Below are 16,565 nucleotides of genomic sequence, written 5' to 3'. Positions count from 1 at the left end.
GATGCCGGTCGCGCGCGTCTAGCTCGCGACGAAGCAGAGCTCCTTCGTGCCCGACACCGCGAGCTGCGCCGACGCCGTCGGCGCGGCGCGGCGCGCGGCCCGCAGCACCCCACCGTCCGCCGTGAGCGCGAGCGCGCGCGGCGTGCCCGGGAACTCCTTCACGTCGGTCGCGCGCAGCGCGCGCAACGCGCGCACCTCGGCCGACGCGTTCCCCGACCGCTGCCAGAGGAAGAGCGCCGTCGCCGTGGACGACGCGGGCACGCTGTCGACGGCCAGCAGCGTGCCGGGCGCGCCGACGGTGCGCGCGGGCACGCAGCGCAGCACCGGCGGCGGACGGTTCCGCTGACGCTCACGCTCCAGCTCCGCCTGCGCGACCTGCAGACGCAGCGGGATCGAGCGCACGGCGGCGATGGCCCGCATGCGGTGCGCCGGCGAGCCCACGATCACCGCGCCCAGGGCGATCGCCGCCACGGTGCCCACGCCCGTCAGCACGAGCAGGGCGCGCACGACCCGCCGACGCCGGGTCGCAGGAGCGCGTGGCGCGCTCACCGGCTCACCCGCGTCGCCGCTTGCCGCCCGGGCGCGCGCCCGAGCGTCCGCCGCCCGCACGTCCACCACCGGAGCGTCCGCCGCCGGCGCGCCCGCCGCCGCCATGACGTCCCATCGCCTTGCCGATCGCCCGCTCGCCCCGCGCGCGCCCGCCGGCGTGCCGCGGCCCACGGTCGTCCCGTCCACGGTCGTCGCGCCCGCGGTCGTCGCGCCCGCGGTCGTCGCGCCCCCGCTCCTCGTACTCGCCGGGCGTCCACGGCAGGTCGAGCTGCGCCTGCAGGTCGTCGAGCGTGTCCGCGCGCACCGCGCCGCGCTGGCCGCGCGTCACCACGAAGCGCACCGGCCGGTCGAGCACCGGCAGCTCCTCCTCGACCAGCGTGCGCGCGAGCTTCTCGGGCAGCCGCAGGCGCACCACGCCCACCGGCGCGCCGGCCTCGTCCTCCTCGACGTCGTACTGCAGCTCCACCTCGCGCCCGCGCACGCTCGCCACGCCCGGCAGCGCGAGGTACGCCGCGCGCTCCGCGGGCGACACCAGCGCGTCGAGATCCAGCTTGAGCGGCCGCGCGCGGAACTCCTCCAGCGACGTCACGCCCTCCAGCTGCGCCTCGTACAGGTCCGCGAGCTCGCGCATCCCGAGCTTCGGCGTGCGGCCGCCCGAGCGGCGCCACGTCTCGCGCACCTCCTCGATCACGCGCTCGTTGCGGCGCACGCCCACGTGGCGCGCCTCGCCGCGCGCGAGCGCCTCCGCGAGCACGCGGCGCGCGGGCGCCGCCAGCTCGTCGCCCCACTCCGACAGCGCCTCGATCTCGCGCTCCAGCTCGAAGCCGAAGTACTCGACGCGGCGCGTGACGACGAGCGTCTTGCGGCGCGGGTCGTAGTCGAGCGCGGGATCGCTGCGATGCGCGTAGCGGCGCAGCAGGTCCATCGGGATCTGCGTCCCCTCGATCGACGCGCGCGGCACGCCGAAGCGGTCGGCGAAGTAGCGCAGCGTGCCCGCGATCGCGCCCCAGCTGCCGCAGACGCTCGTCTTCGAGACGCGCGCCTCCTCGCCCCACACCGTCTCCTCGTCGATCACGAGGTCGAACGGCATGAAGCGCGCGAGCAGGTCCGCGAAGCGGCGGTGCACGCGCTCGGCCGCCCACGGCATCGACGTCGGCAGGTCGAGCCCCACCGAGCGGTAGACGCTGGCCATCGCCAGCGCCGCGTCCTCGACCGACTTCACCAGCACGCCGCGCCGCTCGGCCCACGCGGCCACCTTCTCGCCGTCGAACAGGTGGCGCGGCAGCCCGTACACCTCGCCGATGTAGCCCGCCTCGCGGTACGCCTCGGCGTACAGGTTGTAGGCCGTGAGGTGGTCGCTGCCGTGCACCAGCACCCCGTCCAGGTCGCGCTCCTCGCGCGTCATGCGGTGCAGGCTCTCGATGCTGCTCATCACCGAGAGGAACGGCAGCAGCTCGTCCTCGGCGTTGACGATCAGCTCCGCCCACGCGCGCTCCACCGGCAGCGCCTCGACCGCGCGCCCGTACTGCGACAGCTTCCCGTGCTCGTCGATGACGTTGCGCGACTGCAGCCGCGTCAGCGCTCTCCGATACGACGTGCGGTCGAGCGGCACCGGCAGCTCGAGCTCGTCCGCGCGCACGCCCAGCGCCGCGGCGGTGAGCGCGACGCGCTCGGAGTCGCCGGCCAGCTGGAACTCGGGCTCCGTCGGCCGCAGCGCCGAGAAGTCGATGTCGCGGTCGCTGAGGATGAAGACGCGGCCGCCCTCCACGCGCCCGTGCACGCGCCCCGCCATCTGCAGGATCTCGTTCGCGCCCAGGTGCAGCCGCGTGAGCACGTTGCGCCCGCGCTCCACGACGTTCGCGAAGCGCGTGTCGTCGATGACGACGGTGTCGAGCCCGCGCACGTTCAGCGCGCTCTGCCCCGCGGCGGTCATCGCGAGGACGTACGGCTTCGCCTCCTCGCCCTCGAGGAACGGGCGGATGACGCGGATCGGCTCCCCGCCGTGGTAGTACGCCGCGTTGATGCGCGGATAGCGGACGCCCACGTGCTCCGCCGCGCCCTCGACGCCCGCGCGCGTCGGGAGGAAGACGCCGACGCCGCGGTGCCCGCGCTGCACGCCCTGCAGGAACTTGTCGTCGAGGAAGTCGAGCGGCCCGCGGTTCACGACGGTCACCTTCGCCGCCTTCTTCGGGTCGAACGAGTAGACCTCCAGCACGTCGCCCGAGTCGAGGTAGCGCGCGTAGAACGTCGGATCGACCGTCGCCGACAGCCAGATGAACCGGCAGCCCACGCGCTTGCCGAGGGCGAGGCAGAGCTCCAGCTCCGCGGAGGTCTGGTGGATCTCGTCGACGATCAGCGTGTCGGTCGGCAGGATGTCGCCGTCCTGGAACCAGCGCCGCGCGATGCCGGTGGTGACGATGACGACGTTCCACGTCGGCGTCTCGGGCGTCGCCTCGCGCTCGCGGTTGATGACGCCCACGCGGAGCGGCGTCCCCACGATCTCCTCGGCGATCGGGCGGATCGCCAGCGTCTTGCCGGTCCCCGTGCCGGCGACGATGCCGAACCCCTGCCCGCTGCGCGCCAGCTCGCGCACGCGCGCGCCGTGGTGCTGCTCGAGGTACGTGTCGAGGTGCAGGCCGACCGCGAGCTCGATGGTCTCGCACGCCGCACGCGTGGGCGCGATGACGATGACGCGGCCGGTGGGCGGCTCCGCGGCGACGAAGGCCGCGTGGTCGGGCGGCAGATAGCGGTCTATTGGAGTGCGCACGGCGGGGAATGATGCAGAAGCGGCGCCAGCGGCTGTAGTGCCGGAACCGAGGAGCGGAGGACGGAACGGCGGAGGACGGTGAAGCGGAGGACGAAGGGGCGTGAAACGGAAAGGCGGACCTTCGAGCTCGAAGCTTCGAGCCTGAAGGGTCCGCCCCACCGTCTCACGCCGTTCCGTCTTCCGCCGTATCGTCCTCCGCTTTATCGCCCAAGCAGCTTCACCCGGCGTCCGTTCCGATAGATCTCGACCCGGTCCGCGGTGCCGTCGCCGTCGCGGTCGGTCCAGGCCTGCAGCAGCGCGTTGGTGTTCGCGTCGTACCAGAGGATCCGGTACGGCGTCCCGCCCGCACGGCCGCCGCTCGGACGCGCCACGACTTCGGCCGTGCCCAGCCAGCGGATCGCCTCGCGCGAGCCGCGGCCGCCCTGCACGTCGCGGCCGGCGGTCATCGACGGCAGCGTCGTCGGGTACGGCGCCGACGCGTCCTCGGGGTAGTCGTCGCAGCGGCCGTCGCCGTCGAGGTCGCGGCAGACCGGCGCGCCGAAGCGCGGGTCGTCGCACCAGCCGTCCTGGTCGCGGTCGAGGCACACCCCGTTGGCGCGCCCCGGCGGGGCGTAGCGGCCGTTGTTGAAGTAGCGGGGGTCCTCGCCCTGGGGCACGACGACCGCCGTCGTCCCCGCGCGGCCCGCCCCGCCCTGCCCGCCCGGCCCGCCCGTGACCGCGACGCCGCGCACCCGGGGCGCCCGGCCGCGCAGCGCGTCCTCGTAGCCCGCGCGATAGCCCGCGTCGTACTCGTCCTCGGGGTCCTCGATCTCCTCCAGGCGCTCGCTGCCGCGCGGGACCGGACGGGGCTGCGTGACCGGCCGGCGCTGGCGCGGGTCGCGGCGCACCGAGTCGCGGGGTGGCTGCACGGCCGGCTCGAACGCGAGGACGCCGGGAGCGATGCTCCCGGCGTCCTCCGCGTCGTCCCTCGCCGCCAGCGGCGCGTCCTCGGCCGACGGGCCGTGCGGACGCTCGCCGCTCTTCGGCTTGCCGCGGTCCTTGCCACGCTCGCGGTCGCGGTCGGCCACGTAGTCGTCGCCGAACAGGACGCGGCCGTTGGCCGGACGGTTCCGCACCGCGACGCTGCACTCCGTGGGCGCCGGCTGCTTGTCGGGCGGCACGTTGTCCAGCCAGACGCGGCACATGCCCGGCGGCGGCCGGTGGCTCGCGGGCACCGCGGTCGTGTCGGCCGCACGCGCGCGCTGCGCCTCGCCCCCGCCCGTCAGGTCACGGACCGACGGACGGGACGGCAGCTTCGGGATCTGTGGGAGCTGCGCCTGGGCGACGCTCGCGCCCGACGTCAGCGCGACCAGCAGCCCCAGCACGAGCCCCGTGCGGCGAACGCGCGGGATGACCAGACGGACCATGCACACCTCTCGACGACTCGGCGGAGGCCCCCTTCGGGCCCCCACCCCCGGTAAGGCAGGGGCGGTGCCACCCGCCGGACAGCCGGACGGTGGCGACAAGCGGTTGCGGCATCGGCACTTACGCGACACGCACCAGCCTCGCGCCCGCGCCGACGTCCGGCCCCGGGGACACGCACGTCCCGGCACAAGGACGATCGGGCTCCGGCCGGGTCAACGCCATACCCCGCGCGCCCGGCGTCGCCCCGGCCAGCCGCTCAGTCGCCGAAGCTGATCCCCATCTCGCGGGCCGTCATCACGATGTCGCCGTCCGGGTCCACGCGCTTGGTGTGGCGCAGCACCTCGGGGATCGGCACGAACACGATGTGCGGCGACTGCAGCGCCACCATGTGCCCCCACGCCTGCTCCTCGATCGCGCGCACCGCCGCGCCGCCGAAGCGCGTCGACAGCAGTCGGTCGTAGCTGGTCGGCTGCCCGCCGCGCTGCAGGTGGCCCAGGATCAGCGAGCGCGTCTCCTTGCCCGTGCGCTTCTGGATCTCGCGCGACAGCGGATCGACCACGCCGCCCAGGCGCTTCGCCTGCCCGGGCATCGACTCGCCGAGGATCGACTCCGTGCCGCCCACTGGGATCGCGCCCTCGGCGACGACGATGATCGAGAAGCGACGGCCCGCGCGCTCGCGCGCCATCACCTTCTCGCAGACCTTGTCGATGCTGAACGGGATCTCCGGGATCAGCACGACGTCCGCCGTGCCGGCCATGCCCGCGTAGAGCGCGATGAAGCCGGTGTCGCGCCCCATCACCTCGACGCACAGCACGCGGTCGTGGCTCTCCGCCGTCGTGTGCAGCTTGTCGAGCGCCTCGACGACCGTGCTGACCGCGGTGTCGAAGCCGAACGTGTTGATCGTGCAGGGCACGTCGTTGTCGATCGTCTTCGGCACGCACACGACCTTCATGCCGCGATCGACCAGCTGCTGCGCGATCTTCAGCGAGCCGTCGCCGCCGATCGAGATGATCGCGTCGATGCCGAGCGCCTTCGCGTTCGCGATCAGCTCGTCCGAGCGGTCGACGTACTTGATCGAGCCGTCGGCCTGCACGATCGGGTAGTTGAACGGGCTGCCCCGGTTCGTGGTGCGGAGGATCGTCCCGCCCGTGTGGCCGATGCCGCGCACGGAGTCGCGCGTGAGCGGGATGACCTCGTCCTCGCCGAGCAGGCCGGCGTAGCCGCGCTTGATGCCGAGGACGTCCCAGCCGCGCTGGAGGGCCGCCAGCACGCTGGCGCGGATCACGGCGTTGAGGCCCGGGGCGTCGCCGCCGCCGGTGGAGATCGCGATGCGCATCGATCGGAGGAAAGGGCCGGCCGAGCACTCGACACGCCGATGATGCCGGACAGGAGTGGTCGACCGCCCACAAGCTAACCGGCGCCCGGGCTCCGGCGGAACGGCCGGAACCCGGACGCCGACTGGCGTTCGTTCACGTCGTGAACGAATGCGCCTGCGATCCCTCTACGGCTGCGGCGCGCGCTGCGCCGCGCCCGGACCGCCGCGCGTACCGGACTGGGCCGCACCAGCCGCCGCCGCGGCCGTCGCCGCTCGCGGCGTCGCGATGGGCGTCGTGAGCGCGTTCCAGTTGGCGATCGCGTTCAGCGCGAGCGCCCACGAGCCCTGCGTCTGGTGGCGCCAGAACGGACGGATCGCGAACGACACCACGTGCCCGTTGCCGAGCGGCGCGTCGACGACCGCCGGACGGCCCTGCAGCTCCTGGGGGTTGTTCAGCATCCCCGAGATGCGCAGCGAGTCCGCATTGTCGTGAAAGCGCAGGATCACGCGCGGGCGCAGGCGCTCCTGCGCGGCGCGGATCGCCGGGTCCACCCCCTCGGCCGCCTCGGCGTTGCCACCGCCGCCACCACCGCCGCCCCCGCCGAACCCGCCGCCCACCTGCAGCAGCGGCGTCTGGTTGAAGTACACGGGCATGCTCGTGCGGTCGTCGTAGCCGTAGAGGATCGGGCTCGTGGTCGTCACCGGCTGCGCGCGGAACACCGCGCCGCGCGCCTGCAGGTTGCGCCCCGTGAACTCGGTCACCTGCGGCGTCAGCCCCGTCTCGATCGGCAGGCGCGACGTCGAGCCCTCGACGAGCAGCAGGCCGCCGCGCTCCACGAAGCGGCGCAGCGACGCCGCGCCCTCGAGGCCCATGCCGGGCCGCATGTCGTCCGTCTCGTCCCACTTGCCGAGGTGCGGCGTGTCCTTGCTCGCGCGCCACGGCACCGCGGGCCCGGTCATCGGACGGCCGTTGACGATCGACATGCCGCCCTGCCCCGAGTGCGGGAAGACGACGACGTCGTAGCGGTCCAGCGCGCCCGGCGCGCGCAGCTTCTGGTCCGCCATGTACGTGTACGGGATGCCCATCTGGTCGAACGCGAAGCGCACCCACCCCTCGTTCTGCGTCTCCTGCCAGGTGTGGATGTACGCGATGCGCGGCAGCGACACGACGTGCGACCTCACCGTCGGCGCGCTCGCGACCGCGACCGCCTCGAGGCCGAGCGACTTCACGACGTCGGCGCCCTTCGGGGACTCGACGATGAACGAGCCCGCGGGGAACGTCGTGCCGTTCACCGCGAACGCGCTGTCGGCGACACGCACGCGCCCGCCCGCCTTCCACGGCAGCACGGCCGAGCGCCAGTCGCCGAGGTGCTTCACCACGAGCACCGAGCCGTCACCCTTCACCGTGCCCGCGACCGTCGGATCGGCGCTCAGCAGGCGCATCGGCCGCGTCAGCACCGCGGAGTCGGCGACGGTGTGCGAGACGACGTGCCGCAGCTCGTCGAGCGTCCAGCCGGTGTCGTCGTACGGCGACGGATCGGTGGGCTTGTACGTCTGCGTCGCGAGCAGCGTGCGCGGGAGCTGCGTGTACGGCTGGTCCATGCGCACGATCCAGTCGCCCGCCTTCACCTGCACGGGCGTCGTGCGGAACTGCGGCGCGCGGTCGGCGCGCGGCTCCGGCGAGCGGCCCTCGACGATCTTCGGCATCGCGTTGACCGTGAAGTCCGCGGTGGCCTCGTGGATCTCCGTCGCCGTGAGGCGCAGCAGGTTGACGAAGTCCGCGGCCTCCGCGGCGTGGCGCTGCGCGCGCGGGATCACGAACGCGTACGGCGCCTGCGTGCGCCCCTTCTGCGTCTGCCGCTCGGCCTTCGCCGCGTAGTTCTCGAGGAAGGTCTCCTTGTGGTCCGCCACGTACTTCAGCGCGACCAGCACGCCGCTCTGCTGGTAGTTCACGTTGGAGCGGATGCACCACTTCACGCCGTTCACGGCGGGATTGGGGCGGAACCACTCCTTCTGCGTCTGCGCGTCGCCGAGGTTCACCGTCTGGCAGCCCGCGCCGCCGGAGGTGTACGTCTCGTAGAAGCGGCCGAGCGAGTTGTGGAAGTTGGAGATCGCCAGCATGTAGTTGGGCGCCCAGCCGTCGTAGAAGCCGTGCGTCCACACGCCGGGCAGCCCGCGCCGCGTGAGCTCGTTGATCTCCTGGTACGCGAGCTGGTGCCACTCGTTCACCTGGATCGCGTCGAACTCGTCGTTGTACGGGCCCGTGCCGGTGCTCGTGTAGAGGAACGGCACCGACTCGTGCAGGTCGTGCGTGATGATCGGCTTCCAGTCGAGGAAGCCCTTGAGGTAGTTCTTGGTGATCTGCTGCGAGATCACCATGCCGTCGCGGTTGTTGTCGTGCGCGGTGTACTTGCCCCAGTACACGAGGCTGCGCCCGGTCGGCCCGAGCTTGAGCTTCTCGCTCTGGTTGTAGACGTCCACCATGCGATCGCGCCCGTCGACCTCCTGGATGGGCGTGATGAGCGTGATGACGTTCTGGCGGATGCCCTTCGCGTACGCGCCCTCGTCCACCGCGAGGCGGTACGCCATCTCCATCAGCATCTCCGGGCTCCCCGTCTCCGGAGAGTGGATGGAGCCGAGGACCCAGTAGATCGGCTTCGCCTCGCGAATGAGGCGCGCCTTCTCGTCGGCCGAGAGCCCGCGCGGATCGGCGAGGCGCGCGCTCATGCGCTTGTAGTCGTCCAGCCGCGCCAGCGTCGCCTCGTCGGCGATCGCCATCACGAGCTCCTCGCGCCCCTCGTCGCTGGTGCCCAGCGAGAACAGCTTGGTGCGCGGCGACTTCTCGGCCAGCGCGCGGAAGTACTTGTTGACGTCCGCCGTGTGCGAGAGCTTGCCGAGCGTGCCCGGCACGTAGCCGAGGACCTGCAGCGGCGTCGGGACGGTGGACGACGCGGGAAGGTAGTCCACCAGCTCCGTGGTGAACTTCCAGCGCGGGTCCGTGGGCGTGAGCTCGCGGATCCGCCGCGTGTAGGCGGTGTCGATGGGCTGGGTGCCCTGCTGCGCGACCAGGGAGGCGGGGGTCGGCACGGCCGCGAGCGCGGCGAGCAGGGCGAGCGCGGCGGGTCCGCGCGGGACGGGGAGGGAACGGCGCATGGACGGGTCCCGGGTGGAGGTCGGGCCGGACATACCGCGACGGCGGATGCGGGCGGCGACGCTCGACTACGCACCGGCCGGCGTCCGCGCTGGGAGCGGGGCTGCGGACCGCGGGCAGCGGGTCCGGGGTGCGTGCCGTGGGTACGGCCTGGCGGCGCCGGCCACCCTACCCTCGTGACGTGCCTCCCCTGCCTCGCCACCCGCGCCGCGGCGTCACGCTGCCCGAGCTCTCCATCGCGCTCGTCGTCGTCGGCCTGCTGGCGGCGTTCGCGCTGCGGGCGGGGGCGCCGCTGGTGGACGCGGCCCGCGCGCGCTCCGCGGGCGACGAGGTACGCTCCGCGTTCGCGCTCGCCCGCGCCCTCGCCGCACTGCGGGCCGAGCGGGCGGCGGTGCGCCTGGACACGCTGCGAGGCGCGGTGACGGTGCACCTGCGCGGCGACAGCGCGCTGCGGCGCTCGCTGGTCACGCTCTACGGCGTCCGCATGTCCGCGACCCGTGACTCGATGGCCTATGCCGCCTCGGGGCTCGGCTGGGGCGCGTCGAACCTGCGCATCGAGCTGCGCCGCGGCGCGGCGGTGGAGACGGTGACCGTCTCGCGGCTCGGACGCGTGCGGTAGGGCTGAGGACGGAACGGCGGAGGACGGTGAAGCGGAGGACGATGGGGCGTGAAACGAAACCGCGGACCTTCCAAGCTCGAAGCGTCGAGCCGGGAGGTCCGCCTTTCCGTTTCACGCCCTATCGTCTTCCGCCGTTCCGTCCTCCGCTCTTCCGTCCTCCGCCTTATCGTCCCCTCACACCCATCCGCGCGCCCGATACGTCCACCACGCCGCCCACTCGTACGCCCAGAGGCCGAAGGCGCGGGCGCGCACCTCGGTGCCCGAGAGCGGCGTCGGTCCGCGCAGCCCGAGCTCGCGCGACGGCGACGGCACGCAGCGCACCGCGAGCCCCGTGCGCGCCACCGTCGCGCAGGCGCGGCGCGCGTGCAGCGGCGACGTCACCACCGCCACGCGCCGCCAGCCGCGCGCACGAGCCGTCGCGGCCAGCCGTACCGCCTCGTCGCGCGTCGAGCCCACCGAGTCGAACACCGTCAGCCGGTCGACGCCGGCCAGCCCCGCCAGCGCGCGCTGGTCGTCCAGCGAGCTGACGCCGCTCGGGCCGCGTCGCACGGCGCTCACCACCAGCGGGAGCCCCGACGCGCGCACCAGCGCGAGCCCGTGCAGCAGGCGCTCCGGCCCCTGCCCCGCCAGCATCCCGTCGTCGGTCACCGCGGACGACATCACGAACACCGCGTCGGCGCCCGTCGCGTCGGCGGCCGCGTCGCGCGGCAGCAGCGCGGCCACCGCGGGGCGCATGACCGGCGTCGCCGTGACCGCGATCAGCGTCAGCGTCGCGACCGACGCCAGCAGCCACACGGGCGAGAGCCAGCCCGCCAAGCCCAGGAGCGCGCCCACCACGACGGCGATCGGCAGGCCGCGCAGCTCCGCGATGCCGATCATGTCCTGCACGCCGAGTCGCGCCAGCAGCACCCAGACGAGCGCCGCCAGCACGCCGCCGCGGAGCGCGCGGCGCGCCACGCTCTCCGTCGGGGCGTTCGCGCCGCGATAGCCCGTACGCGGGCCGTGGCCCGCGCTCCGTCCCCAGCTCACGCGCCGCGTCCGTCAGTCGGCGACGAACGTGCCGAAGTCGTACCCCGGCACCGAGATGCGTGGGATCTCCTGCCCGATCACGCGCTCGATCAGGCGCACCGTCGCGATCTCGTCGGGCGCCATGAACGTGTACGCGTCGCCCGTCGCCGCCGCGCGCCCCGTCCGGCCGATGCGATGCACGTAGTCCTCGGCCTGCTCGGGCACGTCGTAGTTGATGACGTGCGAGATGTTCGAGATGTCGAGCCCGCGCTGCGCGATGTCGGTCGCCACCAGCACGCGCACCACGCCGCTGCGGAAGTCCTCCAGCGCCTGCACGCGCTGGACCTGCGTCTTGTCGCCGTGCATCGCGACCGCCGTGATCCCCGCGCCCTCCAGGTGCCGCACCACGCGGTCCGCGTTCGGCTTCGTGCGCACGAACACCAGCACCGTGTCCATCTCCGGCTTGCGCAGCAGCTCCACCAGCAGGCGGCTCTTGCGGTCGCGCGGCACGGGATAGACCGCGTGCGTCACCGTCTTGGTCGCGGTGTTGCGGCGCCCGACCTGCACGACCACCGGCTTGCGCAGGTACTTCCGCGCCAGCGCCTCGACCTCGGGTGGCATCGTCGCGCTGAAGAGCAGCGTCTGCCGGTACGGCGGGATCTGCTCGACGACGCGGTTGATCTGCGGCGCGAACCCCATGTCGAGCATGCGGTCCGCCTCGTCGAGGATCAGCACCTCGAGGTCGTCGAACACCACGTTCCCCTTCTCGAGGTGGTCGAGCAGGCGGCCCGGGGTCGCGACGACGACGTCCACGCCGCCGCGCAGCGCCTCCTCCTGCACCTCGTACGGCACGCCGCCGTACACCGCCACCACCGACAGCTCCGCGTGCTCGCTGTAGGCGCGGAAGCTCGCCTCCACCTGCAGGCAGAGCTCGCGCGTAGGCGTCAGCACCAGCACGCGCGTGCGCCGCGGGCCGCCCAGCAGCCGGTGCACCACCGGCAGCGAGAACGCCGCCGTCTTGCCGGTGCCGGTCTGCGCGAGGCCCATGATGTCGCGTCCGCGCAGGATCACCGGGATCGCCTGCGCCTGGATCGGGGACGGCCGCTCGTAGCCGCGGTCGGCCACGGCGCGCAGGATCGGCTCGGCCAGCCCGAGCTCGGCGAAGGTCGGAGGCGGCGCCTCGGCGATGGGCGCCTCGGCGGGCGCGTCGGCGGTGGGAGCGAGAATCGAAGCCATGTGCAACGAAGCTAGCGAGAGCTAGGAGGCGCCGCGATCGGGGCGCCACCACGCGCGCGCGTCGTCCACCACCGCGCGCACGACGGCGTCCGGCACCTCCTCCGGCAGCACGTGGCCGGCGCGCGGCACCTCGTCCACGCGCAGCCCCGCGACGCGCGCCACGTGCGCGCGCACGCTCGGGCTCGAGATCAGGTTGTCGCGCTCCCCCAGCACGACGTGCGCGGGACACGCCAGCCCCTCGAGCACGCGCGGATCGGTCGGGCTCCAGTCGAACGCGTGCGCGACCAGCCGCACCGCGCGCGCGAACGCCGGATCCGCGGTCGGTGCCCAGTACTCGTCCACGTCGTCCGCGCTCGGCGCGCCGATGGCGCCGTAGCCGGTGCGGAGCCCGACGTCGACCACCGCCCGGAACGCCAGGTACGGCAGCAGCGGCACCAGCGCGTCGGGCGTCAGCGTGCGCAGCAGCCCGATGCGCGGGATGGTGCCGAAGCCCACCGGTGCCAGCAGCACGAGCCCCGCGGCGCGCGCCGGCGCCTGCAGCGCGGCGTGCAGCACGACCGCGCCGCCCATCGAGTGCCCCACGAGCACGGCGCGCTCCAGACGCAGCGCATCCACCACCCGCAGCAGCCAGGTGCCCAGCGCCTCGGGCGTGTAGCGCGCGAGGTCCTGCGGCTTGTCGGACCAGCCGTGCCCGCGCAGGTCCGGCGCGTAGACGTCGCAGCCCGCGTCCGCGATCGGCCGCAGCACCCGGTTGAAGCTGAACGCCGAGCAGCCCCATCCGTGCACGCAGACGACCGCGGGCACGTCACCCGACGCGTCCGCCGGCGGCGGGCAGTGCACCACGCGCACGCGCTCCCCGTCGGGGAGGATGACCGGCCGCACCCGATGCCCGGCGCGCCCCGCCGGGAACACCGCGTCGGCCGGCCGGCGGCCGGGCAGGACCTTCGTCAGCGCGACCGTCCGCGCCTCAGACCAGCTCGAGCGGCCGGCCGGACAGGCGGGCGATGAGCGCGAGCCGGAAGGTGGCGTCCGCCGACCACTCGCCACGCTCGGCCGGCGACCCGAGGGGCGCCGTGGGCCAGGTGAGCGGATCCGGGGCCGGTGTGCCCACGGGGCGCGTCCAGCGGCCCTCGTGGTCGCGCAGCTCCAGCAGCCGATCCAGCAGGACGCACCATGGCTGGTGGCGGCGCAGGATGCCCAGGCGCGCGAACAGCTCCAGCCAGGCGAGGACGCGCGGCATCGACTTGCCGTCCGGGTCGCCGACGTCCACCAGCGGGTCGCCCATGATCAGGCGCGGCTGCGGGAGCGTCGTCTTGCCGACGCGCTGCTTCACCACGCCCGACGGCGCCGGCTGCATCAGGAACGCGGTCAGCCGGCTCATGTCCTCCGCGTGCTCGTTGCGGAAGACGGGCATGTGCGCCAGCATCAGCAGCGCGTCCATCGACGGCGGCAGCGCCGACTCGGGCAGGACACCGGCGGCGGGGGCCTCTGCCTTCAGGAACGCGCCCATGCGGTCCAGCAGGCGCGTGGCGGCCCCACGGAGCCGCGGATCGGTCTCGAAGCCGAGCTGGGCCAGCGTGGCCGCGGCGGCCTCACGCAGGCGCAGGCGGCCGTGCTGCGCGAGCGACGGGTCGGGCAGCTCGGTCCGCAGCTCGTACAGGAAGCGCGGGTCGTCGTCCTGCGCCAGCAGCCGGAAGAGCGGCCGGCGCGCCAGCCACAGCGGCGGCGAGTCGGTCGGCCACCCGTACTCGGCCAGCCGGCGCACGGCGGGCACCGTACCGACGTCCGTGAACTCGGGGTCGTCGCTGCGCGGAAGGGTGAGCATGCGCCCGCCCCACGTGCCGTCGCGCCCCTGTCCCAGCGCCAGCCGTACGGCCGGACGGTGGGCGATGGCGATCCGCTGCGCGTCCTCGGCCGCCTTGCCGGTCACGTTGCCGAGCTCGAGCAGCGCGCGCGCCCGGATGGCGTACGGCGCCTTGTCGAGCAGCCAGCCCATCGGGACGGTCACCGGGGACGGCGGCGGCGGACGCACGGCGGCCGGCGGCGAGCTCGCGGCGAGCGTGGCGGGCGCCTCGTCCAGGGCGTCGAACGGGTCCGTCGGAGGAGTGACGGGTGCGGTCACGTGCTCGGGGTCGGGGTCGGGCGACGCGCGCCGGGGCCCGATGGAGCCGGCGAACCCGGCGGCGGAGGCCAAGTTACGGAAATTCCGGCGCGACGCCAGAACGTCCACGCCTGCGCGCGGTTAACGGCCAGCCGCGGCCGCCGTCTCTCCTCACGTGCATGGTCCGTGCGCGCCCGGCGATGTACCCGAGTGGCGCGATGACGGGCCGTGACTGGCGCAGCACCCGGGCCGCCCTGTCGGGTGGTGCCGACCTGCGACCCGTCTCACCAGGTCAGGAGCAGTCCGCAATGCGTTCACTCGCCCTTCGCGCCCTCTCCCTCGGCACCGCGCTCACGCTCGGAGCCGCCGTCCTCTCCGCCCAGGCACCGGCGCAGCGCCCGCAGCCGCGCCGGGGCGCGCAGCAGCAGCCCCAGGCCGCTGGCGACCGTGTGGGTCGCGCCGCCGGCCTCCTCTTCCGCGACATCACCCTCACCGACGCCCAGCGCACCCGCGTGCGCGAGGTCCAGCAGCGCTACGCAGAGCAGCGCCGCGAGCTCGCCAGCGAGGCGCGCGCGATGGCGCCGAAGCGCGCGCGGTCCGACTCGGCCGCCCGCGGTGAGCGGCAGCGCCCCGACAGCGCCACGCGCGTCGCAACGCGCGCGCAGCGCGAGCAGCTGCGCGCCCGCATGCAGCAGCTGACCGACCGGCAGTTCGCCGACCTGCGCACGGTCCTGGAGCCGTCGCAGCAGGCGGCGTTCGACCGCAACGTGAGCGAGCTGAAGCAGCGCATGGCGCAGCGCGGGCAGGCGCGCGGCGACCGCGGCGTGCGCGGTCCGAAGGCGCGCTTCGGTGGTGCGGCGGTGCGTCCGGGCGCGGCGCTGCGTCGCGGCGCCTGACGCACGGTTGGTGCACGGGAGGGGCGGGCCGGTCGTCGACCGGTCCGCCCCTCATGCGTTCCCGTCCTGCCGGGGCGCCGCTTGTGGCCGCGTCGTGCACCGCCGCATCTTCCCGCCCGTGAACCGACCCTCCCGCTCCGACGACGCGTCGTCCCCCGACCGCGCCCCGCGCCCCGCCCGGGCGCGCTGCCCGCGCTGCGGTGCCTCGCTGGGACGCCTGGACGTGGACGCCGCCGCCGACGCCGGCGGGTGGTACTGCGGCTGCTGCGGGCTCGTGGTGCCGGACGCGAGCGTGTCCCCCGCGCCGCGATGATGGCCCACGCGCGGCAGCGGGCCTGAGGCGGCGGCACGCATGCGAGGCGAGTTCATCGACGTCGGCGGCGCGCGCCTGTACTACTACGCCGCCGGCACGCGCGGCGGCGGCGAGCCGATCGTGCTGCTGCACGGCTTCCCCAGCTCGTCGCACCTGTGGGCGCGCGTCGCGACGGCGCTGCTCGACGGCCACCGCGTGGTCGTCGTCGACCTGCTGGGCTACGGCCGCAGCGACCGGCCGCAGGGCCGCCCCCTCGGCGTCCGCGCGCACGCGGAGCGCGTCGTCGAGCTGCTGGACGTGCTGGGGATCAACTTCGCGTGCGTCGTGGGCCACGAGCTGGGCGGCGGCGTCGCGCAGGCGATGGCGGTGCGCTGGCCGGCGCGCGTCGCGCACCTGGGGCTCGTGAGCTCGGTGGCCTACGACTGCTGGCCGCCGCGCGAGCTGCGGCTCGCGCGCGCGATGCTCCCGCTGACGCGCCACCTGCCGCCGACCTTCCTCCTCACGCTGCTGCGGCGCGAGCTGCTGCGCGGATACGCCGAGGGCGACGTCGGCGCGCGGTCGGTGGAGAAGTACCTCAAGCCGTTCGCGACCGCCGACGGGCGCGACGCGCTCGTGGAGCACCTGCTCGCGCTCGACGCCGCGGAGACCGTGCAGCTCGCGCCGCGGCTGCGCGACCTCGTGATGCCGACGATGGTGCTGACCGGCGCGCACGATCCCTTCCTCACGCCCACGGTCGCGGAGCGCCTCGCGGGCGAGATCCCGGGCGCGCAGCTCGAGGTCGTGCCCGACGCGCGCCACTTCCTCCCCGAGGACGCGCCGCACGCCGTCGCCGACGCCATCACGCGGCTGCTGGCGCGCGAGTAGTCGTCCTTCCCTGCCCCTCGCATGTCACGCGTCGACACCTTCCGCGCCATGGTGGCGCAGCATCCCGAGAACGCGCTCGCGCGCTTCGGCCTCGCCAACGAGCTGCTGAAGGCGCGGCTGTGGGACGAGGCGGTCGAGCATCTGCGCATCTACCTCGGGAAGTACGACGACGAGGGGAACGGGTGGGGACGCCTCGCGGAAGCGCTGCTCGCGCTCGACCGCGCCGACGAGGCACGCGACGCGCTGCAGAAGGGGATCGCCGCGTCGCACCGCTTCGGGCACGTCGGCATGGCGAACGAGCTGGAGGCGCGCCTGGAGGAGCTGGACGACGCCTGAACGACG

Annotated in this window: 13 protein-coding genes; 4 read left to right on the top strand and 9 right to left on the bottom strand. The window is 74.3% G+C overall.

From position 1 onward, the window contains the following. Window positions 1-18: 18 nt before the first annotated feature. From rosag_RS03185 to rosag_RS03165, 5 genes are all read right to left on the bottom strand, one after another. The gene (locus rosag_RS03185) at window positions 19-507 is read right to left on the bottom strand and encodes a hypothetical protein (protein ID WP_284348579.1); all 489 of its coding nucleotides are present in this window, start codon (window positions 505-507) and stop codon (window positions 19-21) included. A gap of 46 nt (window positions 508-553) precedes the next feature. Continuing rightward, window positions 554-3,316 carry a DEAD/DEAH box helicase gene (locus rosag_RS03180; protein ID WP_284348577.1) on the bottom strand — a complete coding sequence of 921 codons (2,763 nt, stop codon included), beginning with the start codon at window positions 3,314-3,316 and terminating at the stop codon, window positions 554-556. Between the two features lie 200 nt (window positions 3,317-3,516). Continuing rightward, on the bottom strand, window positions 3,517-4,722 hold the full coding sequence (locus rosag_RS03175; protein ID WP_284348576.1) for a hypothetical protein: 1,206 nt from the start codon (window positions 4,720-4,722) through the stop codon (window positions 3,517-3,519). A 254-nt stretch (window positions 4,723-4,976) separates the two neighbouring features. Beyond that, window positions 4,977-6,056, bottom strand: a complete 1,080-nt coding sequence (locus rosag_RS03170) for a 6-phosphofructokinase (protein WP_284348575.1) — start codon at window positions 6,054-6,056, stop codon at window positions 4,977-4,979. Between the two features lie 165 nt (window positions 6,057-6,221). Further along, window positions 6,222-9,188 (bottom strand): M14 family zinc carboxypeptidase, encoded by a 2,967-nt coding sequence (locus rosag_RS03165; RefSeq protein WP_284348574.1) that lies wholly within the window; start codon window positions 9,186-9,188, stop codon window positions 6,222-6,224. A 179-nt stretch (window positions 9,189-9,367) separates the two neighbouring features. Between rosag_RS03165 and rosag_RS03160 the strand changes: the two genes are divergently transcribed. Beyond that, window positions 9,368-9,805: a pilus assembly FimT family protein gene (locus rosag_RS03160; protein ID WP_284348573.1), complete on the top strand. Its 438-nt coding sequence runs from the start codon at window positions 9,368-9,370 to the stop codon at window positions 9,803-9,805. A gap of 174 nt (window positions 9,806-9,979) precedes the next feature. Here the strand turns inward: rosag_RS03160 and rosag_RS03155 are convergent, their stop codons facing one another. From rosag_RS03155 to rosag_RS03140, 4 genes are all read right to left on the bottom strand, one after another. Next, complete coding sequence (locus rosag_RS03155) at window positions 9,980-10,834, bottom strand: YdcF family protein (RefSeq protein ID WP_284348572.1); 855 nt, start codon at window positions 10,832-10,834, stop codon at window positions 9,980-9,982. A gap of 12 nt (window positions 10,835-10,846) precedes the next feature. Next, window positions 10,847-12,049, bottom strand: coding sequence for a DEAD/DEAH box helicase (locus rosag_RS03150; RefSeq protein WP_284348571.1), 1,203 nt, complete (start codon window positions 12,047-12,049; stop codon window positions 10,847-10,849). 21 nt (window positions 12,050-12,070) lie between these two features. Beyond that, window positions 12,071-12,931 (bottom strand): alpha/beta fold hydrolase, encoded by an 861-nt coding sequence (locus tag rosag_RS03145; protein ID WP_284348570.1) that lies wholly within the window; start codon window positions 12,929-12,931, stop codon window positions 12,071-12,073. An 85-nt stretch (window positions 12,932-13,016) separates the two neighbouring features. After that, complete coding sequence (locus tag rosag_RS03140; RefSeq protein WP_284348568.1) at window positions 13,017-14,171, bottom strand: hypothetical protein; 1,155 nt, start codon at window positions 14,169-14,171, stop codon at window positions 13,017-13,019. Window positions 14,172-14,458: 287 nt separating this feature from the next. On the opposite strand from rosag_RS03140, the gene rosag_RS03135 reads away from it, so the two are divergent. The 3 genes from rosag_RS03135 (at window position 14,459) to rosag_RS03125 (ending at window position 16,559) form a co-directional block, all read left to right on the top strand. Beyond that, window positions 14,459-15,046 (top strand): Spy/CpxP family protein refolding chaperone, encoded by a 588-nt coding sequence (locus rosag_RS03135; RefSeq protein WP_284348567.1) that lies wholly within the window; start codon window positions 14,459-14,461, stop codon window positions 15,044-15,046. Window positions 15,047-15,398: 352 nt separating this feature from the next. Then, window positions 15,399-16,223, top strand: a complete 825-nt coding sequence (locus rosag_RS03130; protein ID WP_284348566.1) for an alpha/beta fold hydrolase — start codon at window positions 15,399-15,401, stop codon at window positions 16,221-16,223. A gap of 21 nt (window positions 16,224-16,244) precedes the next feature. Continuing rightward, window positions 16,245-16,559 carry a tetratricopeptide repeat protein gene (locus rosag_RS03125; protein ID WP_284348565.1) on the top strand — a complete coding sequence of 105 codons (315 nt, stop codon included), beginning with the start codon at window positions 16,245-16,247 and terminating at the stop codon, window positions 16,557-16,559. Window positions 16,560-16,565: the final 6 nt, after the last annotated feature.

The sequence above is a fragment of the Roseisolibacter agri genome (assembly GCF_030159095.1).
In the GTDB taxonomy this organism is placed as follows: Bacteria; Gemmatimonadota; Gemmatimonadetes; order Gemmatimonadales; family Gemmatimonadaceae; genus Roseisolibacter; species Roseisolibacter agri.
This window is presented reverse-complemented; position numbering and strand designations above follow the sequence as displayed.

Excerpts from the sequence above, each read along its gene's own strand:
- rosag_RS03175 (WP_284348576.1), bottom strand. The coding sequence starts at position 4,722 with ATGGTCCGTCTGGTCATCCCGCGCGTTCGCCGCACGGGGCTCGTGCTG.
- rosag_RS03170 (WP_284348575.1), bottom strand. The coding sequence starts at position 6,056 with ATGCGCATCGCGATCTCCACCGGCGGCGGCGACGCCCCGGGCCTCAAC.
- rosag_RS03165 (WP_284348574.1), bottom strand. The coding sequence starts at position 9,188 with ATGCGCCGTTCCCTCCCCGTCCCGCGCGGACCCGCCGCGCTCGCCCTG.
- rosag_RS03150 (WP_284348571.1), bottom strand. The coding sequence starts at position 12,049 with ATGGCTTCGATTCTCGCTCCCACCGCCGACGCGCCCGCCGAGGCGCCC.
- rosag_RS03135 (WP_284348567.1), top strand. The coding sequence starts at position 14,459 with ATGCGTTCACTCGCCCTTCGCGCCCTCTCCCTCGGCACCGCGCTCACG.
- rosag_RS03130 (WP_284348566.1), top strand. The coding sequence starts at position 15,399 with ATGCGAGGCGAGTTCATCGACGTCGGCGGCGCGCGCCTGTACTACTAC.
- rosag_RS03125 (WP_284348565.1), top strand. The coding sequence starts at position 16,245 with ATGTCACGCGTCGACACCTTCCGCGCCATGGTGGCGCAGCATCCCGAG.